General features: G+C 74.0%; 15 protein-coding genes, 1 pseudogene and 2 riboswitches. Of the genes and pseudogenes, 11 read left to right on the top strand and 5 right to left on the bottom strand.

Features of this window, described 5'->3' with window-relative positions; translation table 11 throughout:
* Positions 1-145: 145 nt before the first annotated feature.
* Positions 146-1279, top strand: coding sequence for a hypothetical protein (locus tag ABD335_RS27975; protein WP_344328483.1), 1134 nt, complete (start codon positions 146-148; stop codon positions 1277-1279).
* 21 nt (positions 1280-1300) lie between these two features.
* Here the strand turns inward: ABD335_RS27975 and ABD335_RS27970 are convergent.
* A pseudogene (locus ABD335_RS27970) lies at positions 1301-1789 on the bottom strand (VWA domain-containing protein); the annotation flags it as partial.
* Positions 1790-1985: 196 nt separating this feature from the next.
* Between ABD335_RS27970 and ABD335_RS27965 the strand changes: the two are divergent.
* The 3 genes from ABD335_RS27965 (at position 1986) to ABD335_RS27955 (ending at position 3761) form a co-directional block, all read left to right on the top strand.
* On the top strand, positions 1986-2303 hold the full coding sequence (locus ABD335_RS27965; RefSeq protein ID WP_344328480.1) for a DUF2795 domain-containing protein: 318 nt from the start codon (positions 1986-1988) through the stop codon (positions 2301-2303).
* Between the two features lie 64 nt (positions 2304-2367).
* Complete coding sequence (locus ABD335_RS27960) at positions 2368-2862, top strand: hypothetical protein (RefSeq protein ID WP_344328479.1); 495 nt, start codon at positions 2368-2370, stop codon at positions 2860-2862.
* A 212-nt stretch (positions 2863-3074) separates the two neighbouring features.
* Entirely contained in the window at positions 3075-3761 is a 687-nt protein-coding gene (locus ABD335_RS27955; protein WP_344328477.1) for a GntR family transcriptional regulator, read from the top strand.
* 97 nt (positions 3762-3858) lie between these two features.
* Here ABD335_RS27955 and ABD335_RS27950 read toward each other — a convergent pair whose 3' ends face one another.
* The 4 genes from ABD335_RS27950 to gcvT form a co-directional block, all read right to left on the bottom strand.
* Positions 3859-5241 carry an L-serine ammonia-lyase gene (locus tag ABD335_RS27950; protein ID WP_344328476.1) on the bottom strand — a complete coding sequence of 461 codons (1383 nt, stop codon included), beginning with the start codon at positions 5239-5241 and terminating at the stop codon, positions 3859-3861.
* 140 nt (positions 5242-5381) lie between these two features.
* Complete coding sequence (gene glyA, locus ABD335_RS27945; RefSeq protein WP_344328474.1) at positions 5382-6650, bottom strand: serine hydroxymethyltransferase; 1269 nt, start codon at positions 6648-6650, stop codon at positions 5382-5384.
* A 70-nt stretch (positions 6651-6720) separates the two neighbouring features.
* Positions 6721-7098 (bottom strand): glycine cleavage system protein GcvH, encoded by a 378-nt coding sequence (gene gcvH, locus ABD335_RS27940; RefSeq protein WP_344328473.1) that lies wholly within the window; start codon positions 7096-7098, stop codon positions 6721-6723.
* Between the two features lie 111 nt (positions 7099-7209).
* A complete protein-coding gene (gcvT, locus tag ABD335_RS27935) occupies positions 7210-8325 on the bottom strand; it encodes a glycine cleavage system aminomethyltransferase GcvT (RefSeq protein WP_344328470.1) in 1116 nt (371 codons plus the stop codon).
* Positions 8326-8383: 58 nt separating this feature from the next.
* Positions 8384-8501: riboswitch (glycine riboswitch) on the bottom strand.
* Positions 8502-8610: riboswitch (glycine riboswitch) on the bottom strand.
* Between the two features lie 207 nt (positions 8611-8817).
* On the opposite strand from gcvT, the gene ABD335_RS27930 reads away from it, so the two are divergent.
* The 7 genes from ABD335_RS27930 (at position 8818) to ABD335_RS27900 (ending at position 18295) form a co-directional block, all read left to right on the top strand.
* A complete protein-coding gene (locus tag ABD335_RS27930; protein WP_425583767.1) occupies positions 8818-9477 on the top strand; it encodes an AAA family ATPase in 660 nt (219 codons plus the stop codon).
* Between the two features lie 46 nt (positions 9478-9523).
* Positions 9524-10294 (top strand): enhanced serine sensitivity protein SseB, encoded by a 771-nt coding sequence (locus ABD335_RS27925; protein WP_344328468.1) that lies wholly within the window; start codon positions 9524-9526, stop codon positions 10292-10294.
* Positions 10295-10398: 104 nt separating this feature from the next.
* Positions 10399-10782, top strand: coding sequence for a hypothetical protein (locus tag ABD335_RS27920; RefSeq protein ID WP_344328466.1), 384 nt, complete (start codon positions 10399-10401; stop codon positions 10780-10782).
* Position 10783: 1 nt separating this feature from the next.
* Positions 10784-11707, top strand: a complete 924-nt coding sequence (locus ABD335_RS27915; RefSeq protein WP_344328464.1) for a hypothetical protein — start codon at positions 10784-10786, stop codon at positions 11705-11707.
* A gap of 2 nt (positions 11708-11709) precedes the next feature.
* Positions 11710-15453 carry a CHAT domain-containing tetratricopeptide repeat protein gene (locus ABD335_RS27910; protein WP_344328462.1) on the top strand — a complete coding sequence of 1248 codons (3744 nt, stop codon included), beginning with the start codon at positions 11710-11712 and terminating at the stop codon, positions 15451-15453.
* Between the two features lie 198 nt (positions 15454-15651).
* On the top strand, positions 15652-16422 hold the full coding sequence (locus ABD335_RS27905) for an enhanced serine sensitivity protein SseB C-terminal domain-containing protein (RefSeq protein WP_344328459.1): 771 nt from the start codon (positions 15652-15654) through the stop codon (positions 16420-16422).
* A gap of 211 nt (positions 16423-16633) precedes the next feature.
* Entirely contained in the window at positions 16634-18295 is a 1662-nt protein-coding gene (locus ABD335_RS27900; RefSeq protein ID WP_344328457.1) for an ABC transporter substrate-binding protein, read from the top strand.
* Positions 18296-18331 lie beyond the last annotated feature (36 nt).

The following is an 18331-nucleotide window of genomic DNA, read 5'->3' as shown; positions in this document are numbered from 1 at the left end:
CCCGCCCGCCCCGCCTTTTCCGTCCATCACCCGTCATTCGAGCCACCGCGAGCCGTCCGCCACCGACCGGTGCGACGGTTCCCAGATCCGCCGCGCGCCCGGCTCCCGTGCGGGGCGAGGCGCCGGCCCGAACCGGAGGACTGCGATGCGCGCTCCGCGCGTGACCCCCCACCGCACCGCGAACCGACCGCTCCGTACGACCCTGCCGGCCGTGGCGCTGCTGTGCCTCGCACCGGCCCTGACCCCCACACCCCCCGCGAGCGCCGACGACACGCGCCCCACCGCGCGCACGGCGGCACCGCCACGGACCGGCACCGAACCTGGTGCCGAACCCGTCCGGACCTGGACGGCGGACCTGACCGGCGTGGACGAGGACGACGCCGGCGTCCGCCACGCCGACGGGGCGCTCCGGCCGACCGGCGACGGCCCCCTCGACGGCTCGGCCCGGGCCGGAGGCGGCCACGGCGTCCAGGTCCTCGCGCCGCATACGCTCGACCGGCCGGTCGACCGCGTGTGGGCCGAGCCCGTCGCGGACGTGCCCGCCGGCGCCGCGATCACCGTCGAGGTCCGGGGCCGCGCCGGGACGGGCCCGTGGACCGAGTGGCGCGAGGCGGGCACCGACGAGACCACCGCCGCCCTCCTCCCGCGCGCCGTCACCACCGTCCAGGTTCGGCTGACCCTGCGGGACGCCACGGGGAGACTGGCGGTGCGCGGCCTGAAGCTGAGCGCCGACACGGACCCGAACGCGCCGGAGGAGCCCGGGACCACGGCGGCGTACACCGCCCGGGTCTTCGCCACCCGCGAGGGCCTGGTCGGCCACACCACCGCCAACGGGCACGTCATCCGGCCGAACGACCACTTCGTCTCCCTGCCCTCGCGGCGGGGGCTGTCGCGCAAGGGCGGCAGGGAGTACTCGGTGCGGGTGTGCGGTCCGGTCCGCTGCGAGACGGCCCCCGTGTGGGACGTCGGCCCGTGGAACATCCGCGACGACTACTGGAACCCCTCGTCGGTCCGCGAGACCTTCCGCGACCTGCCGCGGGGCAGACCCCAGGCCCAGGCGGCGTACCAGGACGGCCACAACGGCGGCCGGGACGGCTTCGGCCGCCGCGTGCTCAACCCGGCCGGCATCGACCTCGCCGACGGCACCTTCCACAACGTCGGCCTGAGGGACAACGGCTGGGTGACGGTCACCTTCCTGTGGACCACGCGGTCCGCCCCCGCCCCCGTCTCCGCGACCTCCTCGGCGACCTCCTCGGCGAAGGACGCCGGCGCCCGCTGAGCCGTCCCGCCGCCCGGGCCGGCGCACGATGCCGCCGGCCCGGGCGGCCCGCGGCCACTCGGGGAACTCGCCGGTCGACCGGTCGTACGGCTCCGCGTCGGGCACGGGCAGCTCGTCCAGCTTCCGCAGGAAGCGGAACTCGTCGTTCCCGACCCCGACGAACTGCCGGAACATCGGCAGCGTCGACGCCTCGCACAGCACGCGCTCGGCAGCGGCCCTCGACGTCGGGGCGCCGTCGGTCCGGAAGACCACCAAGGCGGGATCGGTCGAGCCGCTCGCCCGGTAGTGGTCGATCACCGCCTCCATGGCGAGGTGGTGGTTGGTGCGTCCCCTGTGTCCCAGGGAGTCGTGGAGCGCCTCGACGCGTCCGACGTGGTCGTCCGGCGCCACCTCGGCCACACCGTCCACATCGGTGCTGAAGAAGACCAGGGGCACCCGCCCGTCGTCGTCCAGGTGCGCCGCCAGTCCCGGCACCTGCTCGGCCGGGTGTTGGACCGTGCCGTCCCGGAACGCGGTCGCTTGACGTGGTCGATGGTCACGACGGACCCCCCGGACGCCCGATGGTACGGACGCCGAGGTCAACCCGGAGCGGGCACGGGGAAACCGGGAACGGCGAAGCCGTTCCCGTCTGTCATGAATGGTTGTTTTTCGCTCTTGTTGTTCCGTTTCGCGGTTTCCTCGCCCGGGCGCAGGGCACCCGCCCGCCATGGCTCACACGGACGTACACGAGATCCTCGGCTCTCTGAAGGACGTCGACTTCCCGGCCGACAAGGACGAGCTGCTGCGGGCCGCGCGGGCCGGGGGCGCCTCCGACGAGGCCATCAAGGCGCTGCGAGGCATTCCGCCCGAGCGGTACGACAACCGTGAGCAGGTGGCGCGCTCGGTCCGGGTCGACCCCGACTCCGACCTGGGGCACAGCGCCGCGCAACGCGCCGAGCAGGCGCGCAAGGGCGGCAAGCCCGGCCTCTCGCAGCACCTGAGGGACGCCTCCAAGCCCCCGGTGGAAGACGAACTGGACCGCTGAGGACGAGCCCGGACCGCATGCGCGCGGAACCGTGGAGAGACGGGAACGCCGAAGGGAGGACCGCATGGCGAGCAAGAAGACGGAAGGCGACGAGGACCAGAAGCGCGCGGCGGCGCGGGAGGCCGAACGGGCCGGGGAGGCGCCCAGCGAGCGGGGCGAGACGACCGGGGCCTCGAAGCAGCGGACCCACCTTCCCCACCGGTCGTCGATCACGCACGAGGAGAAGCTGGAGACCCGCCACAAGGGCAAGCAGGGACCGCGGGACACCGAGGGCGAGACCCGGCCGGCCGGGGACACGGGACCCACGTTCGCCGGCCGCGGCGCGCCGCCGTACGGCGAGGAGCACGAGAGGGTCTTCCGCGCCCTGACGGCCGAGGAGGCGAGGCGCCCCGGCGGGATCGTCCACCTCCAGGACGTCTCCCGGGCGACGGGTCTGCCGGAGGAGAGGACCCGGGTGCTGCTGCACGACCTGGTGACCGTTCACAAACTGGTCACCGAGGTCCAGGAGAGCGGCAACCCCGACCTCGGCCCCCGCTACGAGACCAAACCCCGTCGCTGACTCCTCTCCCGCGCGCCCGCGGACCCGAGGCCGCCGGGAGGGGCGAGGGCAGTCCCCGACGGTTCGGCCAGGTGCCGCGGGGACGAGCGTGGAGGCGACCGACCGCGGCGGCGTCTCCGCGCGCCCCGGACGGGGTGCTCCGGGCCGGGAGGGCCCGGAGCACCCGGCGGAACGTCCTACGCTGGGGCCCAGGCAGTCACGGAGGGGAACCCATGAGCGACTCCAGGCCCCGCAGACCCGTCGCGGCGCACGAGTCCCTGCGAGACCAGGTGGCGGAGGCGCTCCGCACCGCCCTGCTGACGGGCGACCTGCGGCCCGGCGTGGTCTACTCCGCCCCCGCCCTGGCGGCCGAGTACGGCGTCTCGGCCACTCCCGTCCGCGAGGCCATGCTGGACCTGGCCCGCGAGGGGCTGGTCGAGACCGTCCGGAACAAGGGGTTCCGGGTCACCGAGGCGACCGAGCGCGACCTGGACGACTTCACCGAGGTCCGCGCCCTGATAGAGGTCCCCACCGTCGGCCGGATCGCCCGGGAGGCCGGCCCCGAGAGGTTGGAGGGCCTGCGGCCGGTCGCCGAGGAGACCGTGGCCGCCGCTCGCGCCGGCGACCTCGCCGCCTTCCTGGAGGCGGACCACCGCTTCCACCTCGGCCTGCTCGCCCTGGCGGGCAACCCCCGACTGGTCGACACGGTGGCCGACCTGCGCAGACGCTCCCGCCTCCACGGACTCGGCGGCTTCGGCGGGACGCGGGTGCTGGTGGAGTCCGCGCGGGAGCACGGCGAACTGCTGGACCTGATGCTCGCGGGCGACGGGCCCGCGGCCGAGGCGTGCACGCGCCGCCACCTCGCCCGCGTCCGCTCCCTGTGGGCGGCCCGCCGCCACCGGGAGCGGCCCCGGCCGTGAGGACCCCGGGCGACACCGCCCGACCCGGCCCCGGCGGGCCCGGCGGGCCCGGTGGGAACCGGCGGGGCGGACGGAGGGCGCGGGGTCCGGCCGCCTCTCAGCACTCGATGACGTTGACGGCCAGCCCGCCGCGCGCGGTCTCCTTGTACTTGACCTTCATGTCCGCGCCCGTCTCCTTCATCGTCTTGATGGCCTTGTCCAGCGAGACGTGGTGGCGGCCGTCGCCGCGCAGGGCCATCCGGGCGGCGGTGATCGCCTTGACCGCCGCCATGCCGTTCCGCTCGATGCAGGGAATCTGGACCAGGCCGCCCACGGGGTCGCAGGTCAGGCCCAGGTTGTGCTCGATGCCGATCTCGGCGGCGTTCTCCACCTGCTCCGGGGAGCCGCCCAGGATCTCGGCCAGCCCGCCGGCGGCCATGGAGCAGGCGGAGCCGACCTCCCCCTGACAGCCCACCTCGGCGCCGGAGATGGAGGCGTTCTCCTTGAACAGCAGGCCGATGGCGCCCGCGGCCAGCAGGAACCGCACCACCGTGTCGTCGTCGGTGCCGGGGACGAACTCCATCGCGTAGTGGAGGACGGCCGGGATGATGCCCGCCGCGCCGTTGGTGGGGGCGGTGACGACCCGGCCGCCGGCGGCGTTCTCCTCGTTGACCGCCATCGCGTAGAGCGTCACCCACTCCATGGCGTGGGCCGCCGGGTCGCCCTCGGCGCGCAGCCGGCGGGCGGAGGCGGCGGCGCGGCGGCGGACCTTCAGACCGCCGGGCAGGACGCCCTCCCGCGACATGCCGCGGGCCACGCACGCGCGCATCACGCCCCAGATCTCCAGCAGGCCCGCGCGGATCTCCTCCTCCGTGCGCCACGCCTTCTCGTTCTCCAGCATCAGCGCCGAGACCGACAGACCCGTCTCGCGGGCGGCCCGCAGCAGCTCGTCACCGGTGCGGAAGGGGTGCTTCAGCGCCGTGTCGTCGAGCTTGATGCGGTTCTCGCCGACGGCGTCCTCGTCCACCACGAAGCCGCCGCCGACCGAGTAGTACGTCTTCTCCAGCAGCACGGCGCCGGCGGCGTCGTACGCGGCCAGCGTCATGCCGTTGGCGTGGTACGGCAGCGAGCGGCGGCGGTGGAGCACCAGGTCCGCGTCCGAGTCGAAGGCGATCTCGTGCCCGCCGCCCGGCTCGGCCCCCAGCAGGCGCAGCCGGCCCGACCGGCGGACGCGCTCGACCTCCTCGTCGGCGGTCTCGACGTCCACGGTGCGCGGCGAGTGGCCCTCCAGGCCCAGCACCACCGCCTTGGGGGTGCCGTGACCGTGGCCGGTGGCGCCCAGGGAGCCGTACAGCTCGGCCCGGAGCGAGGCGGTGCGGTCCAGCACGCCCTCCTTCGCCAGACGGCGCGCGAACATGCCGGCCGCCCGCATCGGGCCCACGGTGTGGGAACTGGACGGGCCGATGCCGATGGAGAAGAGGTCGAAGACGGAGATGGCCACGACGGCGGACTCCCTTGTCTGCTCGTGGGGGTGTGCTCGCGGGGTGGGCGAGCGCGTGGGTCCCGCGGGTGCGCGGGGGTGGGTCCGTCCGGGGGTGCCGCCGGTCGGGCGACGCCCCCGGACGGAGCGCCGTGACGGGCCTACAGGCCCGGGTACAGCGGGTGCTTCTCGGCCAGGGCCGTCACCCGGGCGGCCAGCGCCTCGGCCTTGTCCTTGTCGAACGACGGCTTGAGCGCCTCGGCGATCACGTCCGCGACCTCGCGGAAATCGTCGGCGGTGAAGCCGCGCGTGGCCAGCGCCGGGGTGCCGATCCGCAGGCCCGAGGTGACCATGGGCGGACGCGGGTCGTTCGGGATGGCGTTGCGGTTGACGGTGATGCCGATCTCGTGGAGGCGGTCCTCGGCCTGCCGGCCGTCCAGCTCGCTCTCCCGCAGGTCGACCAGGACCAGGTGGACGTCGGTGCCGCCGGAGAGGACGGCCACGCCCGCCTCGGCCGCGTCCGGCCGCGTCAGCCGCTCGGCGAGGATCTTCGCGCCCTCCAGCGTACGGCGCTGGCGGTCCTTGAACTCCTCCGTCGCCGCGATCTTGAACGCCACGGCCTTCGCCGCGATGACGTGCTCCAGCGGGCCGCCCTGCTGACCGGGGAAGACCGCGGAGTTGATCTTCTTGGCGTACTCCTGCTTCGACAGGATCACCCCGCCGCGCGGACCGCCCAGCGTCTTGTGGGTCGTGGTGGTGACCACGTCCGCGTACGGCACCGGGTTCGGGTGGAGACCGGCGGCCACCAGACCGGCGAAGTGCGCCATGTCCACCATCAGCAGCGCGCCCACCTCGTCGGCGATCCGGCGGAAGGCGGCGAAGTCGAGCTGCCGCGGGTACGCCGACCAGCCGGCGATGATCAACCGCGGGCGGTGCTCCTTCGCCAGCCGCTCGACCTCCTCCATGTCCACCAGGCCGGTGGCGGCGTCGACGTGGTAGGCGACCACGTCGTAGAGCTTGCCGGAGAAGTTGATCCGCATGCCGTGGGTCAGGTGGCCGCCGTGGGCCAGGTCCAGGCCCATGATGGTGTCGCCCGGGTCGAGCAGGGCGAACATCGCCGCGGCGTTGGCCTGGGCCCCCGAGTGCGGCTGGACGTTCGCCGCCTCGGCGCCGAACAGGGCCTTCACCCGCTCGCGGGCCAGGTCCTCGGCCACGTCGACGTTCTCGCAGCCGCCGTAGTAGCGGCGTCCGGGGTAGCCCTCGGCGTACTTGTTGGTGAGGACCGAACCCTGGGCCTGGAGGACGGCGACCGGAGCGAAGTTCTCCGAGGCGATCATCTCCAGGGTGGACTGCTGACGACGCAGCTCGGCGTCGACGGCGGCGGCGACGTCGGGATCGACCTCGTGCAGGGAACTGTTCAGAAGCGACATCGGATCTTTCCGATCGTGGTGTGCTGGGCGGCGGACGGCGGGACGGGCGCGCGGCCCTCCCGGGCGGGGGTCACTCGTTGGTGAAGGCGGCGTACTCCTCCGCGGAGAGCAGGTCCTCCGGCTCCTCCGAGACCCTCACCTTGAACAGCCAACCGCCCTGGTAAGGGGCGGAGTTCACCAGCGCCGGGTCGTCCACCACGTCCTGGTTGACCTCGGTGACCTCACCGGAGACGGGCGAGTACAGGTCGCTGACCGACTTGGTCGACTCCAGCTCGCCGCAGGGTTCGCCCGCGGTCACCGTGGCGCCGACCTCGGGGAGCTGGACGAAGACGACGTCGCCGAGCGCGTTGGCCGCGTGCTCGGTGATGCCGACCGTGGCGACGCCGTCCTCGGCGGCCGACAGCCACTCGTGCTCCTTGCTGTAGCGCAGCTGCTGGGGGTTGCTCATGGCGTGATTCTCCTGATCAGAGGTGGGTGGTGAGAAACCGGTCTTGCCAGGTGGGACGGTGTGGACGGGCACGGGGCGGGGCCGCGGCGGACCCCGGCCCCGCCGCGGCCGTCAGCGCTCGCGCCGGTAGAACGGCAGCGCGACGACCTCGTAGGGCTCATGCGTACCGCGGATGTCCACGCACACACCTTCCGTGCCCGGAGCGGCGTGGGCGGCGTCCACGTACGCCATCGCGATCGGCTTCCCCAGGGTGGGGGAGGGGGCCCCGGAGGTGACCTCGCCGATCACCGCGCCGTCGGCGGTGACCACGGCGTACCCGGCGCGCGGCACCCGGCGGCCGGCGGCGACCAGGCCGACCAGCTTCCGCGGCGGGTTCCCCGCCGCCCGGCGGGCCGCCTCCTCGAGGGCGGCGCGGCCGGTGAAGTCGCCGGGCTTGTCGAACTTCACCACGCGGCCGAAGCCCGCGTCGAAGGGGGTGATGTCGCGGGTCAGCTCGTGCCCGTACAGCGGCATGCCCGCCTCCAGCCGCAGCGTGTCGCGGCAGGCCAGCCCGCACGGCACCAGGCCCGCGTCCGCGCCGGCCTCGGTCAGCGCCCGCCACAGCGTCTCCGCGTCGTCGGGGGCGACGAACAGCTCGAAGCCGTCCTCGCCGGTGTAGCCGGTGCGGGCGATCAGCGTCTCCACGCCCGCGACCGTGCCGGGCAGCCCGGCGTAGTACTTCAGCCCGTCCAGGTCGGCGTCGGTGAGCCTCGCCAGGACGGCGGGCGAGGCCGGGCCCTGGACGGCCAGCAGCGCGTACGCCTCGCGGTCGTCCCGCACGGTCGCGTCGAAGCCGTCGCGGCGCTCGATCAGGGCGTCCAGGACCACCCGGGCGTTGGCGGCGTTGGCGACGACCAGGTACTCCTCGACGCCCAGCCGGTAGACGATCAGGTCGTCGAGGATGCCGCCGGACTCGTCGCAGATCATGGTGTAGCGGGCCCGGCCCACGGGAACCGTGGAGAGGTGCCCGACCAGGGCGTGGTCCAGCAGTTCGCCCGCCCGCGGGCCGGTGACGGTGATCTCGCCCATGTGCGTCAGGTCGAACAGTCCGGCGCGGGTGCGCACGGCGTTGTGCTCGTCGCGCTCGCTGCCGTAGCGCAGCGGCATCTCCCAGCCGGCGAAGTCGGTCATGGTCGCGCCGAGGGCGCGGTGGACGGCGTCGAGGGGGGTGCGTCGGGAATCGCTCATGGCTGTTGCTCCCAGGCGGGTGGCGTGGACGGTCCGGTGAACGGCGGGGGGATGAACATCCTCCCCATCTGTCATCGGAACCTGAGAGGTTCGCCACGAGCCCGCGACGGACGGACCACGGCTTGCACCTTGGGTGGGACGCCCTCCTCGAGGGGGCGCCCGCTTTTCAGATGTGCCTTGTCCGCGCGGTATCGGGGCCTGAGAGATTCAAGGGAGGACTTGCTCCTTCGGCGCCCCGGCACCCGCCGCGACGGCGGCTGTCGGGAACTCTCCCGCACGGACTCGAACGGCCGGTATGCAGTTGACGCGCACATCATCGCATGTCCGGCACGCCATGGGGAGGCGGGGCGCGCGAGGATGGGAAGACGGTGGCCGAGAGAAAGGAGTGTCGGGAGGTTCCCGGCGGCCGGCCACCTTGTCCGTCGTCATCCTTCTTGACACGCTCTGGGTGGAGCCGCGAAGCACGTGGCCGACAGCGGGGAGGGCCTACCGGTGAGCAGCCTGGAGAGTGCTTGTGCGGCGCGGAGCGGACCGGCGCCCCGGGCGGTGCCCGCGTCCGTGCGGCCGGAGGGACGCGACCTGCGCGGAACCGAGGGGGTGCGGGTCCTGCGCTTCCCCGCCGGGGACCGGGTGGTGGTCTCCGGCCTGCCGGGCAGCGGAAAGTCCACCCTGATCCGGCGCGTGGTGGCGGCGAACGAGACGGTGGTGCGGATCGACTCCCAGGACGTGCGGGAGCGCTGGGAGCGGCGGCTGCCCGCCCGGCTGCCCTACGTCGTCTACCGTCCCCTGGTCCGCGTCGCGCACTACCTGTCGCTGTGGCGGGCCCTGGCCTCGGGCGCGGGCGTGGTGGTGCACGACTGCGGCACCCAGCGCTGGGTGCGCCGCTGGCTGGCGCGGGACGCCCGGAGGCGCGGGCGGGCCCTGCACATGGTGCTGCTGGACGTGCCGCCGGAGGTGGCGCTGTCCGGGCAGGCGGAGCGGGGGCGCGGGGTGTCGACGTACGCGTTCGCCCGGCACCGGCGGGCGGTGGGGCGCCTGGTGGCGGACGTGGAGGCCGGTCGGCTGCCCGCGGGGTGCGTCTCGGCGGTGCTGCTGGACCGCCCCGCGGCGGGGGCGCTGCGCGGCATCGTCTTCGAGCGGCGCCCGGGGTGAGGGCACGGGCGGGCCGTCGCCGTCCGGATGCGGATAGTGTTCCGACATGACCATCCCGCAGCAGTACGGACCGGGACACGGCGGCGGCTGGCCCGGAAACGAGCTGGAGGAGACCCTCGCCGCGTCGGTCGGCGTCCCCGGAGCGGGCGCCCGGTTGCTGGAGGTGCTCGGGCGCAGCAGCCTGTGGGTGCCGCTGCCCGAGGGCGGGGGCCCCGACAGCCCCAACCTGGACCTGCCGACCATCCAGCTCGACGGGGCGCCGTACGTCCCCGTCTTCAGCTCCGAGCAGCAGTTCCTGCAGTGCGCCGGCTCGCACCTGCCCTTCGCCGTCGCGCCCGCCCGCGAGTTCGCCCGCGGTCTGCCGCCGCAGGTCGGCATCGTGATCAACCCCGAGGGCACCGTCGGCGCCCCCATCCCCCCGCCGGCCGTGGCCGAGCTGTGCCGCGAGGGCGGCGCCGCGGGGGTGCCGGGCGTGGCGAGCGGGGCCCGGGTGAGGCTCTTCGAGCCCGACTGGCAGGAGGAGCCGGTGGACTTCCTGGCCGCGGCGGCCGGGGAGTTCGCGGGACTGCCGCAGGTGCGCACCGCGCGCCGCGGCCTGGCCAGCGTCGAGGGCGACGCGCCCGCGCTGTTCGTCGGGGTGGAGCTGGACCTGCTGGACCCCGAGTCCCGGGTCGCGGCGCACGACGCCCTGAGCCGGGCGCTGGGACGCGAGCCGGTGCGGTGGCCGGTGCAGATGGTGCTGCTGGACGCCGCCCAGGACCCGGTCGTGGACTGGATGCGCGAGTGCGTGCGGCCCTTCTACACGCGTGACCGCTAGGCGAGCGGCGGGAGTCGGCCCGTCGCTCGGTCGATTCCCCTTCCTCGCATCACCGTTCGGAATCGACCGGGCACGCTTGGCGACGTCTGTCCTATGATCGGGTCGTGACGACCGAGGCACACGGGGAGACCCTCGCGGCGTTCTGCGCTCTGCTGCCCGCGTTGCGCAGGATGACGCGGGGACCGGCGTCCGCCGCCCGGCGCGCGCTCGTCGAACGGGCCGTGCGGGCCGCCCGCGCCGGCGAGCCGATCGACCGGGAGTTGGCCGAGCTCGGCCTCGACGCGAGCGGCATGGCGCGGATCGGAGCCGGCGATACCGCTCGCGGCCCGGCGCTTCCACCGCCCGTGGAGTCGGAGTACCGGCCCGCCACCGGCGTGTACCTGTGTCCGCTCTCCGCCTGCCCGCGCGTCGAGACGCGCCGGGCGGGCGCGGACCTGCCCAGGTGCGATGTCCACGAACTGGCGCTGACGTTCGTCGCGGACGGCTGAGATGACCGGCTTCCTCACCGAACTGGGCAAGAGGATGGCCGAACGCTGGGTCGCGCTGCTCGTGCTGCCGGGGCTCGTCTTCACGGCGGTCGCCACCGTCGCCGTGGTGCTCGGGCACGACCGTTGGGCCGACACGGGCCTGCTGCTGAAGTGGTCGACCGACCTCGGCGGGACGGTCGGCGGAAACCGGCCCGTGCCCACCGCCTTCCTGCTGATCGGCGTGCTGGCGGCGTCCGTCGCCTCCGCCTTCGTCGCGCGGGCGCTCGCGACACCGTACGAGGCGCTGCTGTTGGGGCGCTGGCCGTTCTTCCTGAGCCGTCCCGCCGAGGCGCTGACCCGTCGCCGCAAGGAGGCCTGGCGCCGGCACGACCGGCGGCACGTGGCGGCCGAGGCGACGGGGGAGGCCGGGGCAGTGGGGGAGGAGGCGCCGGACGACGAGGCACCGGGCGACGACCAGGTCTCCGCCGAGGCGGCGGAGGCACGCAACCGCATCGCCCTCGTCGAGCCGTCCCTGCCCACCTGGACCGGCGACCGGATGCGCGCCCCGGCCGCCCGGGTGCGCGGCCAGTACCTGCTGGACCTGGGCGTCGCGTGGCCCCGGCTGTGGCTGCTGCTGCCGGAGACCACCCGCGAGCCCCTCACCGAGGCTCGGCAGCGCTTCGACGACGCCACCACCCTGGGCGGTTGGGCCGTCCTCTACACCGCGCTCGGCGCGCTGTGGTGGCCGGGCGTCGTCGTGGGGGCGGCCGTCGCGCTGGTCGCGTGGCGCAGGGTCAGGGCGGCCGCCGACACCTACGCCGAACTGGTCGAGGCCGCCGTGGACGTCCACGTCGACGATCTGCTCGCGCACTTCGACGACGAGTTCCGACCGGTCCGCCCGCACGCCGGCGCGCGGGTCACCGAGCGCTTCCGGAAGGGGATGTGACGATGCGTCAGGAGACGGGGCGGGGCGACGCGCCGGAGGAGCCGACGCGCGACGGACTGCTCACGGCCGTCCACGCCCGACTGGAGGCGGCCGTCGCGTCCGGCGACCCCGCCGGCATCCGGTCCCCCGAGGCCCTGGAGGAGGCCGACCGGCTGCTCGACCTCTTCACCGCCGGTCCGGAGGGAGTGGACGCCGAGACGCTGTACGCGGTGGGCCTGCTGCACTGGTGCCGGGCGGTGACCGCCGGGTCGGGAGAGGAGGAGAGGCGGGAGGCGACCCGCGCGGCCCTCCTCCTGACGCCCCTCTACCTCGCCGATCCGGCCACCCTGCCCGACCCGGTGCGGACCTGGTACGCCGAGGCCCTCGGCTCCGACGAGCCCACCGGCGAGGCACGCGGGCACGCCTACGCCGAGTCCCTGTCCGACGTGGGGATGCTGCTCGTGGAACGCTCCGTCCGAGGCGGCGGGGAAGCCGTCGGCCGCGCGGCGGTCGCGGTGCTGCGCCTGGCCGCGCGGGGACTGCCCGAGGGCCACGCCTCCCGACCGCTGGTGCTGTGCAACCTCGGTTACGCGCTCGTCCTGGCCGACATCGTCCCGGCCATCGCCCAGGATCCCCGAGGCCCCCTGGACCGGGAGCGGATGCCCCGCCTGGAGGAGGCCGTGTCCGTCCTGCGCGAGGCGTACCGCACGACCCCGCGCGAGCACCCCAACCACGCCCGCTGCGCCAACGGCCTGGCCCTGGCCCTGCGCTGCAAGGCCGTCACCACCCGGGACGTACCCTTGCTCCGCGAGGCCGTCGAACTGTTCCGCACCGCCGTGGAGACGGCGACCGACGCGGACGACAACCTCCCGCAGATGCTCGCCGACCTCGGCACCGCGCTGATGACGTGGGCGACCGCCGAGGACGCCCCGGGCGACCCCGGCCCGGAGGTGGTCGACGAGGCGGTGGCCGCCCTCGACCGGTCCGTGCGGCTCACGCCCTCCGGCGCCCCGGAACTGCCCGACCGGCTGGACGCGCTGGCCGCCGCGCTCCGCACCGCGTACGAACACCGGCACGCCGCCGAGGACCTGGAACGCTCCGTCGCCGCCCTGCGCCGTCTGCTCGAGGTGGTGCCGGAGGGCGACCCCGCCCGGCCGGATCTGTGGGCGCGGCTCGGCGAGGCCCTGACGGAGCTGTGGCGGCGGGACCGGTCGCCCGAGGACCGCGGCGCGCTGGAGGAGGCCGTCGCGCTGCTGGAGCGGGCGGTGGCCGAGACGCCGGAGGACGGTCCCGAGCGGGCGCGGGCCCTCTTCCTGCTGGAGCGGGCGCGGCGACTGCGGGCGCCCCTGGTCGAACGGGACGGCCTCGACGAGGCGACGCGTCGGGCGCGGGAGAGGCTCGACGAGACCACGCGGCACGTGTTCGCGTCGGACGCCGACCGGCCGGCCTCCACGGGCGTGGAACACCTGATGCGCCTGGTGGGGAAGTTGATCGGCGTGGGCGACACGGCCGACGGAAGCGGCAACGCCCGGGCACTGGACTTCGCGGCGGCCCTCGTGGGGTTCCCCGACCGAACCGACCTGGACGAGATCGAGGCCCGCGCCATGGAGTGGCTGGTGCGGATGTTCGAACACCTGCCGCCCGACGAGCGGGCCGAGGCGATGGCCGAGTTCCTCGCCGACCCCGGCGACCCGCGGCCCGTGGGCCCGGTGGACACCGCCGCCCTCGACGAGTTCCTGGAGCTGAACGAACGGCTGCTCCGGGAGGCGCCGGAGGGCGGCACCGAGCGCCTCGTGGCGGAGTTCAACCGCGCGGCGCTGACGGTGGTCCGGACGATGGAGACCCTGCGGGACGCCCCGGTCGAGACCGCGTTGGCCGAGATGGACGCCCTCCTCCCGACGCTGCTGGAGGGGATCGAGGGCACGGTCCCCGAGCTGGCGGACCGGGTGGGCCTGCCGCTGGACCTCGCCGAACCCTTCGTCGTCATGGGCAACGCCGTCCAGTCGCCCTTCGAGACCTTCGCGCGGATCGAGCGGTCCGCGCGGGAGTGCCGCGCCCGGCTCGCCGCCCTGGAGGAGGAGACCCCGGCGGAGGCGTCCGGGAACGGCGGGGACGCCGACCCGCGTCGGCTGGACGCCCTCAGGGAACTGGCCTTCTGGCTGTTCCAGTCCTACGGGATCCTCCCGGACGAGGCGGTCTTCCAGGAGGCCGTGGGCGTCGCCCGTCGGATCGTCGCCGCCCACTGGCCGCCGGACGCGACCACCATGGTGGCCTGGGGCGGCGCGCTGCTGTCCCGCGCCCGGAACCCGGGGGTGGCGGGGGACGACCTCGGCGGGGAGGTCCCGTCGACCGCCACCACGCTCCTCGCGTCGCACCAGGCGGCCGACGCGATCGCCCGACGCGACACGCCCGGCGCGCTGGAGGTGCTGGAGGAGGGCCGGGCGTACCTGCTGTCGACCGCGCTCAACACCCGCCGCGAACTGGAGGAGCTGCGCCGGGCCGATCCGGACCTGGCCGCCGAGTTCGTGGAGCTGCGCGAACGCAGCCGGCAGGAGGGGCCCACCTGGCCGCCCGGCGAGGAGATCGCGGCGCGGAACCGGGAGTTGTCGCGGGAGTGGGGCCGGCTGACCGAACGGCTGCGCGGGATGGACGGCTTCGAGCGCTTCCTGCTGCCGCTGCCACTGGGCCTGGACGACCTGCGGCCCGCGGCCGCCGAGGGGCCGGTGGTCACCCTCAACGTCCACCCCCGCCGCTGCGACGCGCTGGCCCTGACCACCGAGGGGCTGCGCGCGGTGCCGCTGCCGGGGCTGCGCCTCGCCGAACTGACCGAGCAGACGGAGGCCTTCCACGCCGCCGTCGAGGCCGTGGCGAGCGCCCCGGACGGCCCGCTGGCCGGACAGGCGCAGCGGACCATCCTGGAGACCCTGGCCTGGCTGTGGGACGTGGTGGCCGAACCGGTGCTCGACGCCCTGGGCCTCACCGGGCCGCCCGCGGATCCCGACGGGCCGTGGTCGCGGCTGTGGTGGGCGCCCGGCGGCGCGCTCAACTCCCTCCCGCTGCACGCCGCGGGCCACCACGACGTGCCGGGGGCGTCCGTCATGGACCGGGTGGTCTCCTCCTACACCCCGACCCTGCGGGCCCTGCTGCACAGCCGCGCCCGGCCCGTGCCGGAGCGGCGCACCGCGCTGGCCGTGGCGATGCCCGAGACGCCGGGGCACCGGGCCCTGCCGCGGACGGTGGAGGAGGCGGCGCTGCTCGCCGGACGGATGCCCGGCCCCGGGCCGCTGGTCGGTCCGGCGGCGACCCGGGCGGCGGTGCTGGAGGCGCTGCCCGGCGCGGCCGTCGCCCACTTCGCCTGCCACGCGAGCAGCGACCCCGCGGACCCGGCAGCGAGCCGGCTGCTGCTGCACGACGGTCCGCTCGGCCTCACCGACATCGGCCGTCTCCACCTGGACGGCGCCGAACTCGCCTACCTGTCGGCCTGCGGCACCGCGCGCGGCGGCGCCCGGCTCGCCGACGAGGCGCTCCACGCCGCCTCCGCGTTCCAACTCGCCGGCTACGCGCAGGCAATCGCCACGCTGTGGGAGATCGGCGACGGATTCGCCGCCTCGGTGGCCGCGGACTTCCACCGCGAACTGGGCCCCGCCCTCGACGCCCCCGACCGGCTTCCCGGGGCGCTCGCCCTGCACACCGTGATCCGGCGCGTCCGGTCCGCGCTGCCGGACCGGCCCTGGGCCTGGGCGTCGCTCCTGCACGCGGGGGCGTGAGCGGGCCGGGCGGCCACGGGAGGCGCCGCGGGCCGGGCGATCACCCGCCCGTCCGCCCCGAGTATTCGCACGGATGAGCGGACGAGCGGTCCCGGCCCTGTCGTGCGCGGACCGTAAGCTGGTTGGATGTCCGGGCGGGACGCGCGTGCGGCCCGGTGTGGACGACGGAGCACGCAAGGACGAGAAGGGGCGGCCCACGTGAGCGCGGGTGGAAGCGTCGATCAGCTGCTGCACCAGGTGGCGCCCGGACGGTACGACACCTACGAGGCACTGCTGCACGCCCTCGCCGAGGGCCGGGTGTGGATGCTGCTCTGGCACGGCCAGGCCGGCTCCCCGGACGCCCAGTACGGGAACATGGAGGTCGCCGGGCACGGCTACGCGCCCTGCGTGACCTCCGCCCGGGAACTGGCGGCCTCCGGATGGACCAGGGCCCACGAGGTGGTCGGCGGCCGCGAGATCGCCGCCGCCCTCTTCCCCGACCGCTGGGGGCTGTGGCTCAACCCGCACGCGCCCGGCGGCGGCGTCGGCATCCCCTGGCTCGACCTGCGCCGGATCGCCGGCGGGCTGGACCGGCTGCCCGCCGGGCCGCTGCGCATCGGCGAACCGACCGTGGACGTCCCGCACTTCTACGCCCAGCTCGTCCAGAACGCCCACCACACGCCCGTCGTCCGCACCCTGCGCCGCGCCTGGGTGCAGCCCGCGCTGGGCGCGCCGTACCTGGTGATCGGGCTCGACCTGTACGACCACGGCCCGCAGGCGGTGGAGTCGGTGCGGGCGATGATGGAGCGGTCGGTGGCCTCGGTGCCCGACGGGCTGGCGGTCTCCACCGTCGCGATGTCGGACGAGTACGACCCGGTCGCCATGTGGCTGCGGGCCAACTCCCGTCCCTTCTTCGACCGTGACGCCCACCAGGGCGCGGCCCCCACGGCCGCGCCCGGCCACGGTTACGGCTACCCTCGGCCCTACTGACGCCGTCCGACGCTCCGTCACCTCGGGGCGACGGCCACCTCCCGGCCTGGTGTTTCATCCGCGTTACCCCGCATTGACCTGCGGTGTTGCGGTTTCGGCGGCATGGTCTCAGGTCTATATCGCCGACATGCGGACAGTTCACACCGCTGGTTGGACGCAGTACTGTTCGGGCGACCATCAGTCTGACCGTCACCGACCTCTGAGGTGGAACATGCGAATAACCAGTTCCCGGGTCGTCCAGACGATCGCGGCCGCCCTCGCGGTTGGTGTGATCGCCACTGGATGTGCCAGTGAACGAGGCAAGGACGAGGGAGGGGGAGACACCTTCGTCTTCGGCGCCGCGGGCGACCCGGCCTCCCTGGACCCGGCACTGGCGAGCGACGGTGAGACGTTCCGGGTCACCCGCCAGGCCTTCGAGGCGCTGATCGAGCACGAGCCGGGCGGCAGCAAGCTGGTCGGCGGCCTCGCCAAGTCGTGGAAGAGCGACGAGACGGGCACCAAGTGGACCTTCGACCTCCGCGAGGGCGTGAAGTTCCACGATGGCGAGAAGCTGACCGCCGAGGTGGTCTGCAAGAACTACGACCACTGGTTCAACTGGACCGGTACGTACCAGAACAGCGCGGTCTCGTACTACTGGCAGACCATCTTCGGTGGCTTCGCCAAGAACGAGAGCAAGGAAACCCCCAAGGCCAACTACAAGGGCTGCACCGCCGAGGACGAGCTGACCGCCGTCATCGAGGTGCACGAGCCCTCCGCCAACCTGCCGGGCGGCTTCTCCCTCCAGGCCCTCGCCATCCACTCGCCGAAGGCGATCGACGCCTACAAGAAGCAGGAGGCGACCGGCGAGGAAGACGCCATCTCCTACCCGAAGTACAGCCAGGAGGCCGGCACGGTCGCCGGCACCGGCCCCTTCGAGATCGTCGACTGGGACAAGGGCAACAAGGAAGTCACCCTGGAGCGCTTCGACGACTACTGGGGCGAGAAGGCCAAGGTGAAGAAGCTGGTCTTCCGCACCATCGCCGAGGAGTCCGCGCGCCGCCAGGCGCTGCAGGCGGGCAACATCCACGGCTACGACCTGGTGGCTCCCGCGGACGTGAAGACCCTGGAGAAGGAGGGCTTCCAGGTTCCGGTCCGCGACGTGTTCAACATCTTCTACGTGGGCTTCTCGCAGGAGGCGAACAAGGCCCTGAAGAAGAAGGAGGTCCGCCAGGCGATCTCCCACGCGATCGACCGGGAGAACATCGTCAAGACCCAGCTGCCCGAGGGCGGCAAGGTGGCCACGCAGTTCGTGCCGGACACCGTGGACGGCTACTCGGACAAGGTCCCCACCTACCCGTTCGACACGAACAAGGCCAAGGACCTGCTGAAGAAGGCCGGCGAGGAGAAGCTCGCGGTCGACTTCTGCTACCCGACCGAGGTGACGCGCCCCTACATGCCCGCCCCGGCGGACATGTTCGAGCTGATGAAGTCCGACCTGGAGAAGGCCGGCATCAAGGTCGACCCCAAGCCGATGAAGTGGGCCCCGACCTACCTGGACGCCACCGAGAACGGCACCTGCGACCTGCACCTGCTGGGCTGGACCGGTGACTTCAACGACGCCTACAACTTCATCGGCACCTGGTTCGCCGGCTACGACAAGCAGTGGGGCTTCCGCGACGACAAGGTCTTCGACGCCATGAAGGCCGCCGAGAGCGAGCCGGACGTCGCCAAGCGGGTCGAGCTGTACAAGAAGGCCAACGAGGTCGTCATGGAGTACGTCCCGGGCGTCCCGATCTCCTCGTCCCCGCCGTCCATCGCGTTCGCCAAGGACGTCAACCCGCCGACGGTCTCCCCGCTGACGCAGGAGAACTTCGCCGAGGTCTCGTTCAAGTAAACGCATGATCGTGCAGGTCCGCCCGGCCACGCCATC

The sequence above is a fragment of the Streptomyces macrosporus genome (assembly GCF_039533145.1).
Classification (GTDB): Bacteria; Actinomycetota; Actinomycetes; order Streptomycetales; family Streptomycetaceae; genus Streptomyces; species Streptomyces macrosporus.
This window is presented reverse-complemented; position numbering and strand designations above follow the sequence as displayed.

What these genes read in the sequence shown, in the direction of transcription:
- ABD335_RS27975 (WP_344328483.1), top strand. Translation starts at nt 146, where the DNA reads ATGCGCGCTCCGCGCGTGACCCCCCACCGCACCGCGAACCGACCGCTC.
- ABD335_RS27965 (WP_344328480.1), top strand. Translation starts at nt 1,986, where the DNA reads ATGGCTCACACGGACGTACACGAGATCCTCGGCTCTCTGAAGGACGTC.
- ABD335_RS27960 (WP_344328479.1), top strand. Translation starts at nt 2,368, where the DNA reads ATGGCGAGCAAGAAGACGGAAGGCGACGAGGACCAGAAGCGCGCGGCG.
- ABD335_RS27955 (WP_344328477.1), top strand. Translation starts at nt 3,075, where the DNA reads ATGAGCGACTCCAGGCCCCGCAGACCCGTCGCGGCGCACGAGTCCCTG.
- glyA (WP_344328474.1), bottom strand. Translation starts at nt 6,650, where the DNA reads ATGTCGCTTCTGAACAGTTCCCTGCACGAGGTCGATCCCGACGTCGCC.
- gcvH (WP_344328473.1), bottom strand. Translation starts at nt 7,098, where the DNA reads ATGAGCAACCCCCAGCAGCTGCGCTACAGCAAGGAGCACGAGTGGCTG.
- gcvT (WP_344328470.1), bottom strand. Translation starts at nt 8,325, where the DNA reads ATGAGCGATTCCCGACGCACCCCCCTCGACGCCGTCCACCGCGCCCTC.
- ABD335_RS27925 (WP_344328468.1), top strand. Translation starts at nt 9,524, where the DNA reads ATGACCATCCCGCAGCAGTACGGACCGGGACACGGCGGCGGCTGGCCC.
- ABD335_RS27915 (WP_344328464.1), top strand. Translation starts at nt 10,784, where the DNA reads ATGACCGGCTTCCTCACCGAACTGGGCAAGAGGATGGCCGAACGCTGG.
- ABD335_RS27910 (WP_344328462.1), top strand. Translation starts at nt 11,710, where the DNA reads ATGCGTCAGGAGACGGGGCGGGGCGACGCGCCGGAGGAGCCGACGCGC.
- ABD335_RS27900 (WP_344328457.1), top strand. Translation starts at nt 16,634, where the DNA reads ATGCGAATAACCAGTTCCCGGGTCGTCCAGACGATCGCGGCCGCCCTC.